Source organism: Paraburkholderia largidicola (genome assembly GCF_013426895.1).
GTDB lineage: Bacteria > Pseudomonadota > Gammaproteobacteria > Burkholderiales > Burkholderiaceae > Paraburkholderia > Paraburkholderia largidicola.
Map to the genome: position 1 here is coordinate 146,103 of NZ_AP023176.1, position 15,565 is coordinate 161,667.

At 57.5% G+C, this 15,565-nt stretch carries 13 protein-coding genes and 2 pseudogenes; 11 read left to right on the forward strand and 4 right to left on the reverse strand.

Annotated elements, in window-relative coordinates:
* Positions 1-2: 2 nt before the first annotated feature.
* Both PPGU16_RS29410 and PPGU16_RS29415 read right to left on the reverse strand, forming a co-directional pair.
* Positions 3-1,004 (reverse strand): AEC family transporter, encoded by a 1,002-nt coding sequence (locus PPGU16_RS29410; RefSeq protein ID WP_243460764.1) that lies wholly within the window; start codon positions 1,002-1,004, stop codon positions 3-5.
* 36 nt (positions 1,005-1,040) lie between these two features.
* Entirely contained in the window at positions 1,041-1,931 is an 891-nt protein-coding gene (locus PPGU16_RS29415) for an alpha/beta fold hydrolase (protein ID WP_180726278.1), read from the reverse strand.
* A 337-nt stretch (positions 1,932-2,268) separates the two neighbouring features.
* On the opposite strand from PPGU16_RS29415, the gene PPGU16_RS29420 reads away from it, so the two are divergent.
* The 7 genes and pseudogenes from PPGU16_RS29420 to PPGU16_RS29450 all read left to right on the forward strand — a co-directional run bounded on the left by PPGU16_RS29420 (position 2,269) and on the right by PPGU16_RS29450 (position 9,216).
* Entirely contained in the window at positions 2,269-3,414 is a 1,146-nt protein-coding gene (locus tag PPGU16_RS29420; RefSeq protein WP_180726279.1) for a porin, read from the forward strand.
* Between the two features lie 127 nt (positions 3,415-3,541).
* Positions 3,542-4,750: an MFS transporter gene (locus PPGU16_RS29425; protein WP_180726280.1), complete on the forward strand. Its 1,209-nt coding sequence runs from the start codon at positions 3,542-3,544 to the stop codon at positions 4,748-4,750.
* A gap of 137 nt (positions 4,751-4,887) precedes the next feature.
* Positions 4,888-5,829 carry an alpha/beta fold hydrolase gene (locus PPGU16_RS29430; RefSeq protein WP_243460719.1) on the forward strand — a complete coding sequence of 314 codons (942 nt, stop codon included), beginning with the start codon at positions 4,888-4,890 and terminating at the stop codon, positions 5,827-5,829.
* A gap of 151 nt (positions 5,830-5,980) precedes the next feature.
* On the forward strand, positions 5,981-6,271 hold the full coding sequence (locus tag PPGU16_RS29435; protein ID WP_180726281.1) for a putative quinol monooxygenase: 291 nt from the start codon (positions 5,981-5,983) through the stop codon (positions 6,269-6,271).
* Between the two features lie 146 nt (positions 6,272-6,417).
* Positions 6,418-7,392: a hypothetical protein gene (locus PPGU16_RS29440; protein WP_180726282.1), complete on the forward strand. Its 975-nt coding sequence runs from the start codon at positions 6,418-6,420 to the stop codon at positions 7,390-7,392.
* Between the two features lie 23 nt (positions 7,393-7,415).
* Positions 7,416-7,865 carry a DUF2231 domain-containing protein gene (locus PPGU16_RS29445; RefSeq protein WP_180726283.1) on the forward strand — a complete coding sequence of 150 codons (450 nt, stop codon included), beginning with the start codon at positions 7,416-7,418 and terminating at the stop codon, positions 7,863-7,865.
* Between the two features lie 38 nt (positions 7,866-7,903).
* A pseudogene (locus tag PPGU16_RS29450) lies at positions 7,904-9,216 on the forward strand (PQQ-dependent sugar dehydrogenase).
* Positions 9,217-9,232: 16 nt separating this feature from the next.
* Here the strand turns inward: PPGU16_RS29450 and PPGU16_RS29455 are convergent.
* Positions 9,233-10,144 carry a LysR family transcriptional regulator gene (locus tag PPGU16_RS29455; RefSeq protein WP_180726284.1) on the reverse strand — a complete coding sequence of 304 codons (912 nt, stop codon included), beginning with the start codon at positions 10,142-10,144 and terminating at the stop codon, positions 9,233-9,235.
* 112 nt (positions 10,145-10,256) lie between these two features.
* On the opposite strand from PPGU16_RS29455, the gene PPGU16_RS29460 reads away from it, so the two are divergent.
* From PPGU16_RS29460 to PPGU16_RS29475, 4 genes and pseudogenes are all read left to right on the forward strand, one after another.
* Complete coding sequence (locus PPGU16_RS29460) at positions 10,257-10,988, forward strand: SDR family oxidoreductase (RefSeq protein ID WP_180726285.1); 732 nt, start codon at positions 10,257-10,259, stop codon at positions 10,986-10,988.
* 83 nt (positions 10,989-11,071) lie between these two features.
* Entirely contained in the window at positions 11,072-11,929 is an 858-nt protein-coding gene (locus tag PPGU16_RS29465; protein WP_180726286.1) for an oxidoreductase, read from the forward strand.
* 79 nt (positions 11,930-12,008) lie between these two features.
* The gene (locus tag PPGU16_RS29470; RefSeq protein WP_180726287.1) at positions 12,009-13,031 is read left to right on the forward strand and encodes an LLM class flavin-dependent oxidoreductase; all 1,023 of its coding nucleotides are present in this window, start codon (positions 12,009-12,011) and stop codon (positions 13,029-13,031) included.
* 146 nt (positions 13,032-13,177) lie between these two features.
* Positions 13,178-14,622: pseudogene (locus PPGU16_RS29475) on the forward strand (IS1182 family transposase).
* A 255-nt stretch (positions 14,623-14,877) separates the two neighbouring features.
* On the opposite strand, the gene PPGU16_RS29480 reads toward PPGU16_RS29475, so the two are convergent.
* Entirely contained in the window at positions 14,878-15,399 is a 522-nt protein-coding gene (locus PPGU16_RS29480) for a PH domain-containing protein (protein ID WP_180726288.1), read from the reverse strand.
* Positions 15,400-15,565: the final 166 nt, after the last annotated feature.

Genomic DNA, 15,565 nt, shown 5'->3' on the forward strand with positions numbered 1-15,565 from the left:
TGTCAGCCACCGTAGGTGTAGGACCACGCAATCGCTATCGCCAGAGTGAGCGCGGAAAACAGGGTGCTGGCGATGATGGTCGAGTTCGCTTCGCCTGAGAGGCGGTCGTAGCTATTGCCAAAAAGAATGCCGAAGAAGCCGGAGGGAAGGGCTGCCATGATGACTGCGAGCCGGGTGATGTCGGCAGATGCATTGACGGCACGGCAGATCAGGAAAGCGAGCAGTGCCTGCGCGATGTTCGAAACGCAGACTCCAAATGCAGTATTGAGCGTCAACCTGAATCTGCTCTGGGATAGAACGACGCCTGTAACCAGCAAGCCCATGCCGCCCGCCGCAACGCCGATCTCTCGCAACGATGCCGCCGCAACGTTGGGCAAGTGCCACCCGCTCAGCGATACGAGCATGCCGAACACGGGGGCGAGCACGATCGGTTTGGACAGCGCGTGACCGGCGGCCGTGACGATCTGTGTGAGTGCTGTCGGCTTGGGCCTGGCGCCGACAGCGTGCCGGTGAGTTGCCGCATTGATGCTGTGCGGGTTATCCGTGGGTCTGTCCAGTTCGAGCAGCGCTAACGTCAGAGGCGAAGGCAACAACGATCCGACAGCAATGCCGACTGCTACCGTCGAAAGATGCTCTGCGCCGAACAAGGCGGTGATGACGGGAAACGCCGCGGCGGCATAGTTTGGTTGCCCGACGGCCAATGCCTGAAGCGCTGCTTCGCTCGAATTCTGTCGACGCGCCCAGCGCTGATAGACGTACCAGAGAACATAGACGCCCATCATGGTGATGCTCAGCGATAGCAGGATCGGCCACTGCGCAATCAGGTCCGACCACTTCGACGTCGCGGTTGCGACGAACAAAGAGGCCGGGAGGCAATAACTCATCACGACGGTGTTGAGTTCCTTCACGTGAAAGTTATTGATGTGACCGGTTTTACCGGCGCCATAGCCCAACGCCATGACGAAGAAGGTCGGTGCAAGGGCGAGGGCGAGGACAGAAAGCATGGGTTTCACTGACGCAGATCTCGTCGTGGCAATTGATCAGCGCGCGGTGTCGGCTCGCCATTCGCCGGACAGATGCGCAAAGATTTCTGCCGCGAACAACTGGGGCGCCTCTGTCGGTGAAAAATGCCCGACACCCGGCATGAACTTGAGCGAGAAATTGCTCATGAACCGATCGATCTGATCGGACCATGCAACGGGGAAAAGCGGATCGCATTCAGGCCACAGAATCGATACAGGCTTGTCGAAGCGATCGCCGATGTCCGGCACGGTTTCCCCTGCGTAGCCCGAGACGGGATTGCTTTCCAGGTGGCGGAACCAGGACACACTCGCGGTGAAAGCGCCCGGTGCCGAACAGCCTTTCACCATGTTGTCGAGCAGCTCGTCGGTGACCGTCGAACCGGGACCCGACCAGCCGTCGAGATGAATCTTCAGCAGCGCGCGGATAGCATCCGGGTTGCCATCGAAGACCTGTTCGACGAGCGTGGTCCGAAAGAACGTCGCGTGCCAGAATTCGTTGACTGGTGATACTTCGAGGATGCGTCTTCCAACGCCCGGAATCGGCGGAGCGAGAACGAGCGCCGCAACCAGATCAGGCCGCTTATGTGCGACCCCCTGCACAGTGAAGCCACCGATGTCATAGCCGACGAGAATTGCGTCGGTGAGTTCGAGCTCATCCATCAATGCGATGACGGCTTTGACCTGGCCGTCTCGCGAGAAGACATCGCTGCCGTTATCGAGTTGTTTGTCGGACAGTCCAAAGCCGCGCAGATCGGGGACGATCGTCATCGCGCGGGCGGACACCAGCGCAGCGAGCCTGTCATATTCATGGCTGTCTCCCGGTGACCCGTGGATCATGACGACTGGCCTGCCTGAGCCGTTCTTGTGGTATGCGAGGCGATAGCCATCGGTGGGGCTGGTGTAGTACATCGAAACCTCCAGACGTTGGGAATGTGTGCACAGAGCATCTACCCATCCGAAGTCGTGCTCAATGACGCGATGGGTTCGGTATCGCATACCTTCGTGTTACGCGTTCCCGGCAGCGCCAACCTCAACTTCCCCGAGCGGCCCACATCCGTTTGAGATCACACCAACGTATGACAACCGATACGAAGGCGTGATCGACCGCGCGCGCCAATTCGGCTGTCATGCGGATTGAAGAGGGGATATCTCATTCGCCGCGATCCGGCGACGTACCTCATGGGCACGCTTCGCTGGATCCGACGCGCGATAAACAAAGCCATCACATCGCAACGTGAGGTTTCAAATGAAACGAATAGCTGTTCTCGCACTATCGGCGGTCGCAACGACTGCGGCTTACGGGCAAAGCGCTGTCACGCTTTACGGCCTGATCGACGCAGGTTTTATGTACACCAACAACGTGACGAAGGGCACTTCGCACGGCTCGCTATTTCAGGCGACCAGCGGTGAGATTAGCGGCAGCCGGTTTGGGCTTCGCGGGTCCGAAGATCTTGGTGGCGGCCTGCACGCCATCTTCGTGCTGGAAAGCGGATTCAACCTGCAAAATGGCAAGCTGTCACAGAACAGCAGGTTATTCGGCCGACAAGCGTTTGTGGGTATCAAGAGCGACATGTTCGGCACCTTGACGCTAGGACGCCAGTACGATTTCATCACCGACTTTGTCGAACCGCTGTCTGGGGTATCAGGTACTTTGGGGGACCTGGGCTTCGCGCATCCGTTTGATAACGACAACTTCGATCACTCGGTTCGCATCAACAACGCAGTTAAATACACCAGTGAAGATTATCGCGGCTTCCGGTTTGGCGGCATGTACGCCTTCTCTAACAATCAGAATTTCGCCAACAACCGTGCTTATAGCCTGGGTGCGTTTTACAGCAAAGGTCCTTTGAACATTGCAGCCGCTTACCTGCAGGTAAACGGGTCCAATTCGACCACCAGTCCCTCAGGCGCAATAGACACAGCGGAATCAGGTTCAAACGGAGTGGGCGGATTCCAGCTTGGATCGGACGTGCAACGCACGGCGTCTGCGGCCGTCAACTACGTTTATGGGCCGATCGTTGCGGGCTTCGCGTATTCGCATAGCCAGTTTCAGAACACGCTCTCGTTCGGCTCGAAGAACGGAACAGTTCGCTTCGACAACTATGAGCTAAACGTCAAATACGCGCTCACGCACTCGGTCTCTCTGGGTGGCTCTTACACCTACACAGACGGACACGTGACTCAAAGTACAACATTCGACGCTGATCCGAAATGGAATCAAGTCAACGTGCAGGCGGTTTATTCGTTCTCAAAGCGCACTGATGTCTACGCAGAAGCGATGTACCAGCACGTATCTGGCCATGGTTTCGTCGCGTATATCAACGGCTCTGGCGGCGCATCATCCAGCAGCAATCAGGTGGTGGGGACAGTAGGCATGCGCACGAGGTTCTGATGGCCCTTTATACCGTTGTCCGTTTCATTCCGCTCTGAATACTCCCGTTCGAAATTTCTTGTGTGTCATCTGATCGGATCATCCAGTTGCGTTTCCGGTCAGATCGGCACCGTGCACGAGGTTCGATATGAAATTCGCCGTTCCCCTCCTGGCTGCCGCAGCATTCGCGATGCTGACCAACGAGTTCAACATCATCGGCGTCATTCCGCTGATTGCTCACGATCTCAACGTACCCGTTTCGCAAGTCGGGTTGCTGGTCAGCGCATTCGCATTCACGGTCGCGATCACGGGCCCCTTTCTCACGCTTGCATTGCGCCACGTCGAACGGCGGCTGCTGTTCACGAGCGTATTGGGGGTGACGGTCATTGGCGCAGCTATGGCTGCCCTTGCGCCCAACTACGCCTTTCTTGCCGTTGGGCGAGTGCTCTCCGCATTGGCGCTGCCAGTGTACTGGAGCATGGCTACATCGACTGCGGCGAAAATTGCGGGGCCGGCCAAAGCGGGGAGCGCGATAGCGACAGTGTTTTCAGGCGTCGCCGTGGCAAGTGTGGTGGGCTCGCCAATAACGACGATCCTGGCGGACGAGTTTGGATGGCGAATGGCATTCGCTGCAGGAGGCGCAATCTGCGCATGCATAGCGTTGCTGATCTGGTTTTTCTTTCCCCGGATCACTATTGATCCAGACGAGACACGGGCCTCCGCACTCAAGATCCTGACCTGTCCGCTCATTCTGATCAATCTTGTAATGTCTCTGCTCGCATTGACCGCGATGTTCACGTCTTACACCTACCTCGCCGATGTGCTGACCAGACTCGGACACTTCACAGTCGCATCGACCGGCTGGATTTTGATGGGGTTTGGCGTCGCGGGTATCGTCGGTAACGCGATTGCAGGGCGATTTGTCGATTCAAACCCTTTGCGTTCAGCGGTAGTTGCTATCGTCGTCGCGGCTGTTTCGATGGCCGCCTTCCCTGGCCTGCTCGGTAACCGCGTGGTAGCGATGACGACGCTTGCCATCTGGGGCGCAGCGCATGCGGCCGGCTTCGTGACGAATCACGTTCGAACGATTCGCTCGGCTCCCGCTGCATTGCAGGACCTGACGGCGTCGCTCAATGTCTCGATCTTCAATGCCGGAATTGGATTGGGGGCTGTCGTCGGCGGCAAAGTGATCGATGCGGCTGGTTTGCAGGAGGTTGGCGTTGCGGGAGCATTGAGCGGAGTACTGGCGCTCGTTGTCGCCGGAATTATCGTGTTGTCGACTAAACGTTTTGAGGCTGCTTATCCGATACGAGGTGATCAACGGAATCGTCCAACTCCTAAGGGGTGCGGTCTTTGAGTACGCCGCTCTGTCAAAGCGAAGCATTAGCTTGTGTTGCCTTTGATAGAGAAGAGTCGTGCGTCGTGCTACGTAGTACCTTCGTATGCCGCATCGAGCCCATGGGGTGATTGAGTATGTGATCCGATGGGCGGACTATGAAGACTCAGGTTATCGATTCCGTCGAGGAGCATGGAATGCAAAGAGTCCACCACAGCATGTTCGAGCGCGAAGGTGTTCGAATCCACTATGTCACCGCAGGCACACCTCCGGGCAAGAGCGATAACGACCGCACGATAGTGTTGCTGCACGGATGGCCTCAGACATGGTGGGAATGGCGTCACGTCATGGAGCCTTTGTGCAACGACGGCTGGTTCGTCGTTGCACCGGACTATCGCGGCGCCGGAGGGTCTTCGAAACCCGCAAGCGGTTATGACAAGCAGACGATGGCGGCAGACATCCGGGCGTTGCTCCTTCATCTCGGCGTAACGAATCCGATCACGCTCGTCAGTCACGATCTGGGAATGCTGGTCGGATACGCGTTCGCAACGCTCTATCCAGATGATGTCGAGCGCCTCGTACTGATGGAAGCGCCGATCCCCGGCACCAAGGCATTTCAGAGCGTGGCAACGACCCGTTTCAGCGAGGCAAAGCTTTGGCATTTTCATCTTCATGGCGCAGCAGACAACGTTGCCGAGATGCTGATCGCTGGCAGCGAGTTTTCCTATCTTCGCTCCTTCTATGTGCGACTGAGTTCAAATCCCGACGCTATTTCACTGTCCGACGTACAGAGATATGTTGCCGACTACACCTCGCCGGGAGCAATGCGAGCTGGCCTTGAACTCTATCGTGCGTTCGGGAAGGACGAGGATGACAACCGGCGGATGCTGTCGGAGAAGGGGAGACTGAAGATGCCGGTACTCGGTCTGGGTGGGACGGCGAGTTTCTTCCTGCCACTCGCAGAAGAGATGCTTTTGGAAGTTGCTGAAAATGTATCGGTCAGAGCGATCGAAGACTCTGGCCACTGGATCGCAGAGGAACAGCCGGACACGTTCTTGCGCGAGCTACGCAGATTCATCCAGGAAACTGACGGGAAATAACTGGCCCCGGGCTCAGGCCCTGGGCCACGCGGCGGCGTCCCGTCGATATCGGTTTGCCAGGAGCGGTTCACCGATTCAATTCGCCGCCGGGTCTTTATCGAAAGGCAATCGCCCTTGCTTCATTCACCATGATTTATGAAAGGAGTCTGACATGATCATCCTCAACGTGTTCTTCAAGGTTAAAGAAGATTCAAAGCGGAATTTCCTGGGCCTGCTTGAAAATATGGTTGTTGAATCGAACAAAGAAGATGGGTGTATTTACTACGAACTCTGGATTGACGCTAAAAATCCAGATCATTATTCACTGATCGAACACTGGAGAGATCAGGCGACGCTGACCGATCACGGAAAAACATCGCATTGGATTCATTTTAACGATACGGTGAATAACTATCTGGAAGAGAAATACGACGAACATCACTACACCGAAATCCCCTTCTAAGTATTTCATTCTGGCGTCGGTTTCCACTGGGCACCGCCGGTCAGCGAAGGGTGGTCACGTAATCGAACCGTCCAGGTTCCAGGTGAACTGTCATGCAAAGTCCCGCCTCTCAGCCATCGTGTCCAAAGGCTTGGGTGTGTCTGCACATGATTCCGGCGCTGATGGCGGTGGGTTATCCGTGGTACCTCGCGATGTTTTATCAATTCCGGCTATCTGAGCGTATTGCGGAGGCACTGCTGTCGTTGGGACTGGTCTTTGCAGTTCCCGGCAGTGCCTTCGTCAGTCTCTACGCTCTTGGACGCACGCCGTCGATGAGGTCAGAAGGCGTCGTTCTTCGCAGGGTGGCATATCTCGCTTTCGTATCGCCGTCGCTATTTGTGATTGTTGGCGTGTTTCTCTACCTGATGAAGATCGATGGGAAGGACGTTCAGGTCTGGGTCGGGTTCTGGCTGGCGATTCTATGCGCGGCGTTACTGGTCTTGCTGGGCCGTCGGGGACCCATTGCGCCTGCGCCTTCGCCGGTACATATGAAGGCTGTGCGTGTGATGCATGGCATAGCGGCGCTTGTCATTCTGCTGGTTTTTCTCGTTGCGCATCTGGTCAACCATACGTTCGGTATGCTGGGCGCAGACGCGCATCGAGAGGTGATGCTGGTACTAAGAAGTGTCTACCGGTCACCATTGGTCGAGCCGGTTCTTCTGACACTGCTGTTCTTCCAGATCATCAGCGGACTCGTTCTCGTTGAATCGAAGATCAGATCAAGGCAAGGCATTCTGGACGTACTCCAGACTGCGTCGGGCGCTTATCTGGCCGTATTCATTGCGTCGCATATCAACGCGGTCTTCGTGCTCGCCCGGTACTTTGGCACGGAGACAGACTACACCTGGGCGACCGCGCTACCCAAAGGCCTGCTCGCCGATCCATGGAATGTACGGCTGATTCCGCATTATGTGCTTGGTGTCTGGCTAGTACTCGCCCATATCGCCTGCGGATTGCGTGTGGTCCTGGTCGCTCATCGGGTAAAGCGTTGCCGGGCGAGTGCCGTGTGTTGGGCGCTCATTGTCGCATCGACGCTGTGGGCAGCCGTGATTGTCGCTGGAGCGGTCGGCGTTCGTATTTAACGATCACTTGCGGAGATTCAAAAATGGCAGAAGACAACCCCAAAGCGCTTGCCAGCGTGCGTGGTCATCCTGTTCATGCATTGCTGGTTCCATTTCCCTACGTATGTTTCGTGGGGACGCTGCTGACTGACCTCGCTTACTGGAAAACCGCCGACGTGCAGTGGGAAATATTCTCGGACTGGCTGTTGTTAGCCGGTCTGGTGATGGCCGCATTCGCGGTGCTTGCGGGGCTGATCGACTTTCTCGGCAACCGGCGGGTTCGGACCATGAGCGTCGCCTGGTTGCACGTTGCTGGAAATGTCCTCGCGATCATCCTGGCAGTCGTCAACGCGTTCGTGCATAGCCGGGACGGATATACGGCCATCGTTCCGACTGGGCTGACGCTTTCGTTCTTCGTCGTGTGTCTGCTGTCGTTCACCGGATGGATTGGGAAGACGATGATTTATCGCCATCGAGTGGGAGTAGCCAACTGATGAAACCGACTCAATCCCTGACCCGACGCGCAGCGGTCATGTTGCTGTCGAGCGTTCCCATGGCGCTCACACTCACGCTCACGTTTCCCCTTGCGGGTTGCGACGACTACACGGCAGCCGACCCGAAATTGCAGATTGGTGCCAATCCAGTGCTGCCTGCATTGAGGCAATATCTGTTTCCACCAATGCGTATCGCGACCCCGAGAACCTGGACGCAGGATGAGACGCCCACGGTCCCAGACGGCCTGCACGTCAGTGCGCTGGCGAAGGGGCTTAAGCGCCCGAGATCGCTTTACGTCTTGCCGAACGGCGATGTCCTGGTGATCGAGTCGAGTGGGCCCGATGCGCCTGTGACGCGCCCCAAGGATCTTGTCGTCGGGATAGTGCTGGGCGCAGCGGGTGAATTCAATCAGGCGGGAAACCGCATTACGCTCTTACGTGGCGGGACGAACCGTCAACCACTGACCCAGACAGTCTTTCTCGATCATCTAACCTCGCCTTTTGGCGTGGCGCTCGTCGGACACGATCTGTACGTCGCAAACACGGATGCAATCGTCCGCTATCCCTATCACGACGGCGATACGCAAATCAGGGCGTCCGGTACGAAGCTCACTGACTTGCCAGCGGGGCCTATCAATCACCATTGGACCAAGAGTCTGATTGCAAGCGTCGATGGTTCGAAACTGTATGTAGGCATTGGGTCGAATAGCAACATAGCCGAGAACGGCATGCAGGCCGAGATCGATCGCGCGGACATCTGGGAGGTGGATCGGGTCACGGGCGCGCATCGCATATTCGCAAGCGGCCTGCGTAATCCCATGGTTTCCAGTGGGAGCCGCAGACGGGCAAGTTATGGACGGTGGTGAACGAGCGGGACGAACTTGGCCCGGATCTCGTGCCGGACTACATGACATCCGTTAAAGACGGTGCGTTCTATGGCTGGCCGTATAGCTATTACGGAAACCACGTTGATCCGCGCGTTATGCCGCAGCGACCGGACCTCGTCGCCAAAGCGATTGCACCCGACTATGCACTGAGTTCGCACGTTGCGCCGCTCGGAATGGCTTTTTATCACGGGACGAATCTTCCCGCGGCATACCGCGGCGGCGCTTTCGTGGGAGAGCACGGCAGTTGGGATCGCAGTCCGCTTAACGGCTATAAGGTCGTCTACATTCCCTTTCATGACGGGATGCCGAGCGGTCCAGCACAGGATGTCGTGACAGGTTTCCTGAGTCCCGACAATCACGCTCGTGGTCGGCCCGTGGGGCTTGCGGTCGACAGGACGGGAGGGCTGCTGATCGCCGACGATCTTGGCAATACGGTCTGGCGGGTGGTCGCCAGCGGGAAATGAACGGTGTCGCAGCGCTCTATCGCAACGGAAGCCATAGCGGTCCTTCCCATGCCTTGAGCGCTTCAAGAAACGCGCTGAGCTTTGAAGGCATGAAGCGACGCGTCGGATAAACAGCGTGAACGAAGATCTCCGGTGACGACCATTCAGGCAGCACGCGACGCAGTTTCCCGCGAGCAATCTGCGCATCGGAATAGCTCGACGGAAGTAGCGCGATGCCGTGTCCGCGAAGCGCGAACGCGCTGACGATGTGAAAGTCGCGGGCGGCAACCGGGCCTGTTACACGAACCTTGGCCGATTTTCTTCCGTTGACCAGATGCCACTCCGTCTCGTTGTTTCTCGCGTTGCTCAGCACGCAAAGATGTTCGCTGAGTTCTTCTGGACGGGAAGGGATCGGGTGATTCTTGAGGTACGCAGGAGAAGCGGCGAGGTGGCGAACACTTTTTCCGATCCGTTGGGCGACCAGGCTCGAGTCCTGCAAATCGCCAAAGCGGATCGCCACGTCGACGTTCTCCGCAATCAGGTCCACGAACACGTTGGTGAAGTACAGGTCCACCTGGATATGCGGATAGCGCGTCAGGAAGGAGGACAGGAAGTCGTAAAACGCCTTCTGTTGAAGCATGACGGGCCCAGAGATGCGTAACAGACCCTCAGGCTTCTTCTGGGTGTGTGTAATCACGCGCTCGGCATCGTACAGGTGACTCAGCGGCTCGCTGCACTCATCGAAGTAAGCGCGTCCCTGCACGGTCAAGCTGAGCTTGCGGGTCGTGCGCTGCAGAAGTGTCACACCAAGCCGTTCCTCGAGCGCCGACACCTTGCGGCTCACGGTGGAGACAGGCATCCCAAGTGCTCGTGCCGCGCGACTAAAACTCTCGAATTGCGCCACGCGCACAAAGACGGCGATGTCGTTCAGGTCGGCGGGTTCGGTCATGAATGATTTTTGCATGGATGGAAAAGAGATTCCATGCATTCCAGTCTAATCAAAAATGCTTTTGAGGGCGAGACTTGGCCCTACGCAATTCAACAGTCCTCGGAGAGATACCATGGCTAACCAGGTAATCGTCATTACGGGTGCTTCCAGCGGAATCGGAGAAGCCACCGCCAAACTCCTCGCCTCGAAAGGCGCCACAGTGGCCCTCGCTGCGCGCCGGCTCGACAGGCTGCAACGCATTGCCGCCGAAATCGCGGCGAAGGGCGGCAAGGCATCCGTTCACCCGCTCGACGTGACGGATCAGGCGCAGGTCAATCGTCTGATCGAAGACATCGTGTCGCAACACGGCCGGCTTGATGTGATGGTCAACAACGCGGGCCTGATGGCGATCGCGCCACTCTCGCTGCGTAAGACGGACGAGTGGGATCGCATGATCGACATCAACATCAAAGGTCTGCTCTACGGCGTTGCGGCGGCATTGCCCGTGTTTGAAAAGCAGCAGTCGGGGCATTTCGTCAACATCGCGTCCGTGGTGGGGCTAAAAGTTTTCAGCCCCGGCGGCACGGTCTATTCGGGCACCAAGTTCGCGGTTCGCGCTATTTCAGAGGGCTTGCGTCACGAAGTGGGCGGCAAGATCCGCACGACGGTGATCTCACCGGGTGCGATCGATACCGAACTCAAGTTCGGCTCGGGACATGAGGACAGCCGCAATTTCGTCGTCGATTTCTACAAGATGGCCATTCCCGCTGATGCCATCGCGCAGGCCATCGCTTATGCAATCGAGCAGCCTCATTCGGTTGACGTCAACGAGATCGTGATCCGCCCGACCGTGCAGGATTTTTAAGGTTCGCGGCTGGCTTGACGGGCCGCGAGTGATCCATGGCGATTGCTCGCGGCGGACTTTAAAGACATACGTAGGAGCAGGACATGAGTAACGTTACGGAGCAGCAGTTCAAACGCGTCTGGTTTATCACGGGCGCAACGCGCGGTCTGGGCGCGCTGATCGCCAGGGCAGCGCTGGCAGATGGTAATGCCGTCGTCGCCACGGGTCGCAATACGGCAGCGATCGTCGAGCGTCTGGGTGAATCACCTGCTCTGCTGAGCGTCGAACTCGACGTGACCAGCGAAGCGCAAGCGAAAGCCGCCGTTGAAGCGGCTGTCGAGAAGTTTGGCCGCATCGACGTGCTGATCAACAACGCGGGCTTTGGCCTGCTGGCCGCTGTCGAGGAATCAAGCGACGCCGACGTGCGACGCATGTACGACACCAACGTCTTCGGCCTGCTGAACGTGACCCGTGCCGTGCTGCCCATCATGCGCAGGCAGCGCTCGGGGCATGTGATTAACACATCGTCGATCGTCGGTTATCGCGCGGCTGCCGGGGTTGGCGTTTATAGCTCCACGAAGTTCGCTGTTGAAGGTATCACGGAAGCCCTGCATGACGAACTGAAGCCGCTCGGCATTCACGCGACGACGATCGAGCCGGGTTTCTTCCGCACGGATTTTCTCGACACGTCGTCGCTGCTGGTCGGCAAGGAGATCATCGACGACTATGCGCAGACGTCAGGCAAGCTGCGTGAACTCGCCGTCAGCATCAACCACAACCAGCCGGGCGATCCCGAAAGGCTCGCAACTGCCATTGTCGCGCTGGTTCACGCGCAAACTCCGCCGTTACGTTTGGCGCTCGGCACGGACACGTTAAAAGCAATCGCAGATAAGAACGAGTACGTTACCTCGGAAACGCGGGCATGGAGCTCGCTGTCGGCATCGACGGATTTCCCGGCCTGAAGGCGACGCCGTTGCGCCCTTAACGGACAACGGCGCATGCCACGCTTTCGAATCTGAACTTGCCAAAGGGGCATCTGAAATGAAAAAGATCGGTTTTCTCTCGTTCGGCCACTGGGCGACATCGCCCTATTCGCAGGCCCGATCGGCATCGGATGTCCTTCTGCAATCGATCGACCTGGCAGTGGCAGCCGAGCAGCTCGGTGCCGATGGCGCATTCTTTCGCGTTCATCATTTCGCACGACAACTCGCGTCACCGTTCCCACTTCTTGCTGCCGTCGGCGCCAAAACCAGGACGATCGAAATCGGAACAGGCGTCATCGACATGCGGTACGAAAACCCGCTCTACATGGCGGAGGATGCCGGCGCAGCGGACCTGATCGCTGGAGGCCGACTGCAGCTTGGCATCAGCCGGGGCTCCGGCGAGCAGGTTATCGATGGCTGGCGCTACTTTGGTTATGCACCGGGTGAAGGGGAGACGCACGTCGATCTGGCGCGACGCCATACCGAGGTGTTCTACGAGGTGCTGCGCGGTGAGGGTTTCGCTCAACCGAATCCGCGCCCCATGTTTTCGAACCCGCCGGGGCTGCTTCGCGTCGAACCTCACTCCGAAGGCCTTCGCGACCGGATCTGGTGGGGCTCGGGTTCCGATGCGACCGCGATCTGGGCGGCAGGGATGGGCATGAATCTTCAGTGTTCGACGCTGAAGAACGATGAGTCGGGCCGACCGCTACACGTCCAGCAGGCAGAGCAGATCCGGGCTTATCGGCAGGCATGGAAAGAGGCGGGGCACACGCGTGAACCGCGCGTGTCCGTCAGCCGGAGCATTTTTGCGCTGATGAACGACCGCGACCGGATGTACTTCGGGCGTGACAGTCAAAGCGCCGACACGGTCGGTCTGCTGGAAGACAGCATCCGGACGATTTTCGGTCGCAATTACGCGGCCGAGCCTGATGTCCTTGTAGAGCAACTTGCCAGAGACGAGGCAATCGCAGAGGCGGATACGTTACTTCTGACAGTGCCGAATCAATTGGGCGTGGCGTACTGCGCGCACGTGATCGAATCCATTTTGACCCACGTCGCGCCTGGGCTCGGCTGGCGTTAGGGTTCAGTTGGAATTTCGAATAGCAGGTCTGCATTTGACAGCTGCCCGTGGCCCAATGTTGGTTTGACCGGCAGGAAAGGGTCGAGCTTGTGTGAAAACACGCTGATCACCTAAACTGGATTAACTCATTCAGCATGGGTGACCGGATGAAGCGATTCATTGGAGGTGAAGATCGCAAGCAGGTGACACTGCTTCCGGAGTGCCTGGATGACTTCGTTGCTGAAGACAACCCGGTCAGAATTATCGAGGCGTTTGTTGAAGAGCTTAACCTTGCATCACTAGGTTTCGATGGTGCGATGCCGTCGACTACTGGTCGCCCGTCCTATCATCCAGGCGTGCTGCTGAAGATCTATATCTACGGCTACCTGAATCGCGTCCAGTCGAGCCGCCGCCTGGAACGTGAATGCCAGCGCAACGTTGAATTGATGTGGCTCACGGGACGTTTGGCGCCGGATTTCAAGACCATTGCCGACTTCCGTCGTGACAACGGCACTGGAATTCGTAACGTGTGCCGCCGTTTCGTGATGCTGTGCCGTGAACTGAGGCTGTTCTCGCAAGCACTGGTCGCGATTGACGGCAGCAAGTTCAAGGCAGTCAACACACGCGATCGCAACTTCACCGAAGGTAAGGTTGATAAGCGCCAGAAGCAGATCGAAGAGAGCATCCAGCGTTATCTGAATGCGCTGGAGACCGCAGCTCGTACGCAACCCGCAGAGCTGGAAGCGAAGACGACAAGACTGAAGGACAAGATCCAGCGCTTGCGCGACCAGATGCGAAACCTCGAGCAGATCAGGGGCGACTCAAGACTGAGCCAGACGGTCAGTTCTCGATGACCGATCCTGATGCACGCTCCATGGCGACTAGCGGCAAAGGCTCAGGAATGGTGGGCTACAACGTACAGGTAGCAGTAGATGCCAAACACCACCTTATCGTCGCTCACGAGGTAACAAACTCTGGCAGCGACCGGGCGCAGCTTAGCCCCATGGCAAAAGCTGCGCGTGACGCGATGGGCAAGACCAGACTGCGGGCAGTCGCCGATCGTGGCTACTACAGTGGGCCTCAAATCAAGGAGTGCGCCGATGCGGGGATTGCGGTCATGCTACCGAAGCCGACAACATCAGGCGCGAAATATCATGGCCGTTTCGACAAGGCAGACTTCATCTACATTGCACGGGACGACGAATACCTATGCCCAGCTGGAGAACGGGCAATTTACCGTTACACCAGCGAGGAACACGGACTGCAGCTACACCGTTACTGGAGCAGCGCCTGTTCGCAATGCGCAATGAAGCCAAAGTGCACTCCTAGCGACCAACGACGGATAAGTCGATGGGAGCATGAGTCGGTGCTGGAAGCAGCTCAACGTCGGCTGGACAAGACACCTGATGCGATGACAGTGCGCAGACGAACCGTCGAACATGTCTTCGGAACGTTCAAGCATTGGATGGGTTACACGCACTTCCTGATGCGCAGGTTGCCCAACGTAGGTACCGAAATGAGTTTGAATGTACTCGCCTACAATCTCGCACGAGTGATGAAAATCCTGGGCTTCAGGAAAACGATGAAGGCGATGCGGCAGGTGGGTGTGTGAGCACCCCGTAGATCCCGAAACAAAGCCCTTAAGCTCGTCCAAAAGGCATCTCAGAGGCTCACTTCCTCGTCGTCGCCGTGGTATGACCGCAAAGGCAGCCAAACGCGCCGTTGGGGGCGGCGGTCATGCATCGCATTGAAATTCCACCGAGTTTCCACACAGCCTGGGTCGCGTGCAGCCGATGCCGACAGCCCGAGCCTGGCCTGCATTGAGCTGTCAGCAACGATCTGGCATTTGCGAACTGGTTTCGCCCGTTCAAATACTGTGCACCTCAGAGTAACCACGTGCGTTCGGATCATTCGTGCGTGCGGAAACAAGCCGTCCGTGATGCATTGCTACCGCCTCGTCGAGCCTCTTGCAGAGCTGGTTCGCGTTGCTGATGGCCGGCAATCGCCTCACGGGATGCGCTGCATCGTTGGTCGTCAGAATGATCGAGCCGGTGCCGAAGAGGCGTAGCCACCATGGGTGGATCGAGGTGATGCTTTGAATCCGTGAAAGCTCGAGTGTCGACACACGGCGATGCAGAATGCCCTGCGTCCAGGTAATTCGTGCGGTATCGATGGTGATTCGAGTGAACGCGGTCTTGACGAACGGCAAACCGACACCGATCAAAACCGCGCCGGCTTGTGCAAGCAGCACATTCCACTGAAGCGGGAAAGAGTGCGACGTGCAGAGATGTATTCCGCCAATCATTGAAATGACAAAGCCCCCCTTAAGGAGAGCCGGAAGGTTGCATGCCTGTGACGGTGCGCCGCTGAAAATCACCTGACTAGCCATCGCATATATCCCCTTTTCTTACCGACGGCTCTGGTCGTTCGTCGAAAAAAAACAGCGCTGCCTGATTGAGCTGCGCGTCGGGCGAACTGACTGCTGACCGGCGACAATGCCATGACCGTTACGCCAAGCACACTTACATGGGGCGATTGTAGCGCAGTGATCGTTG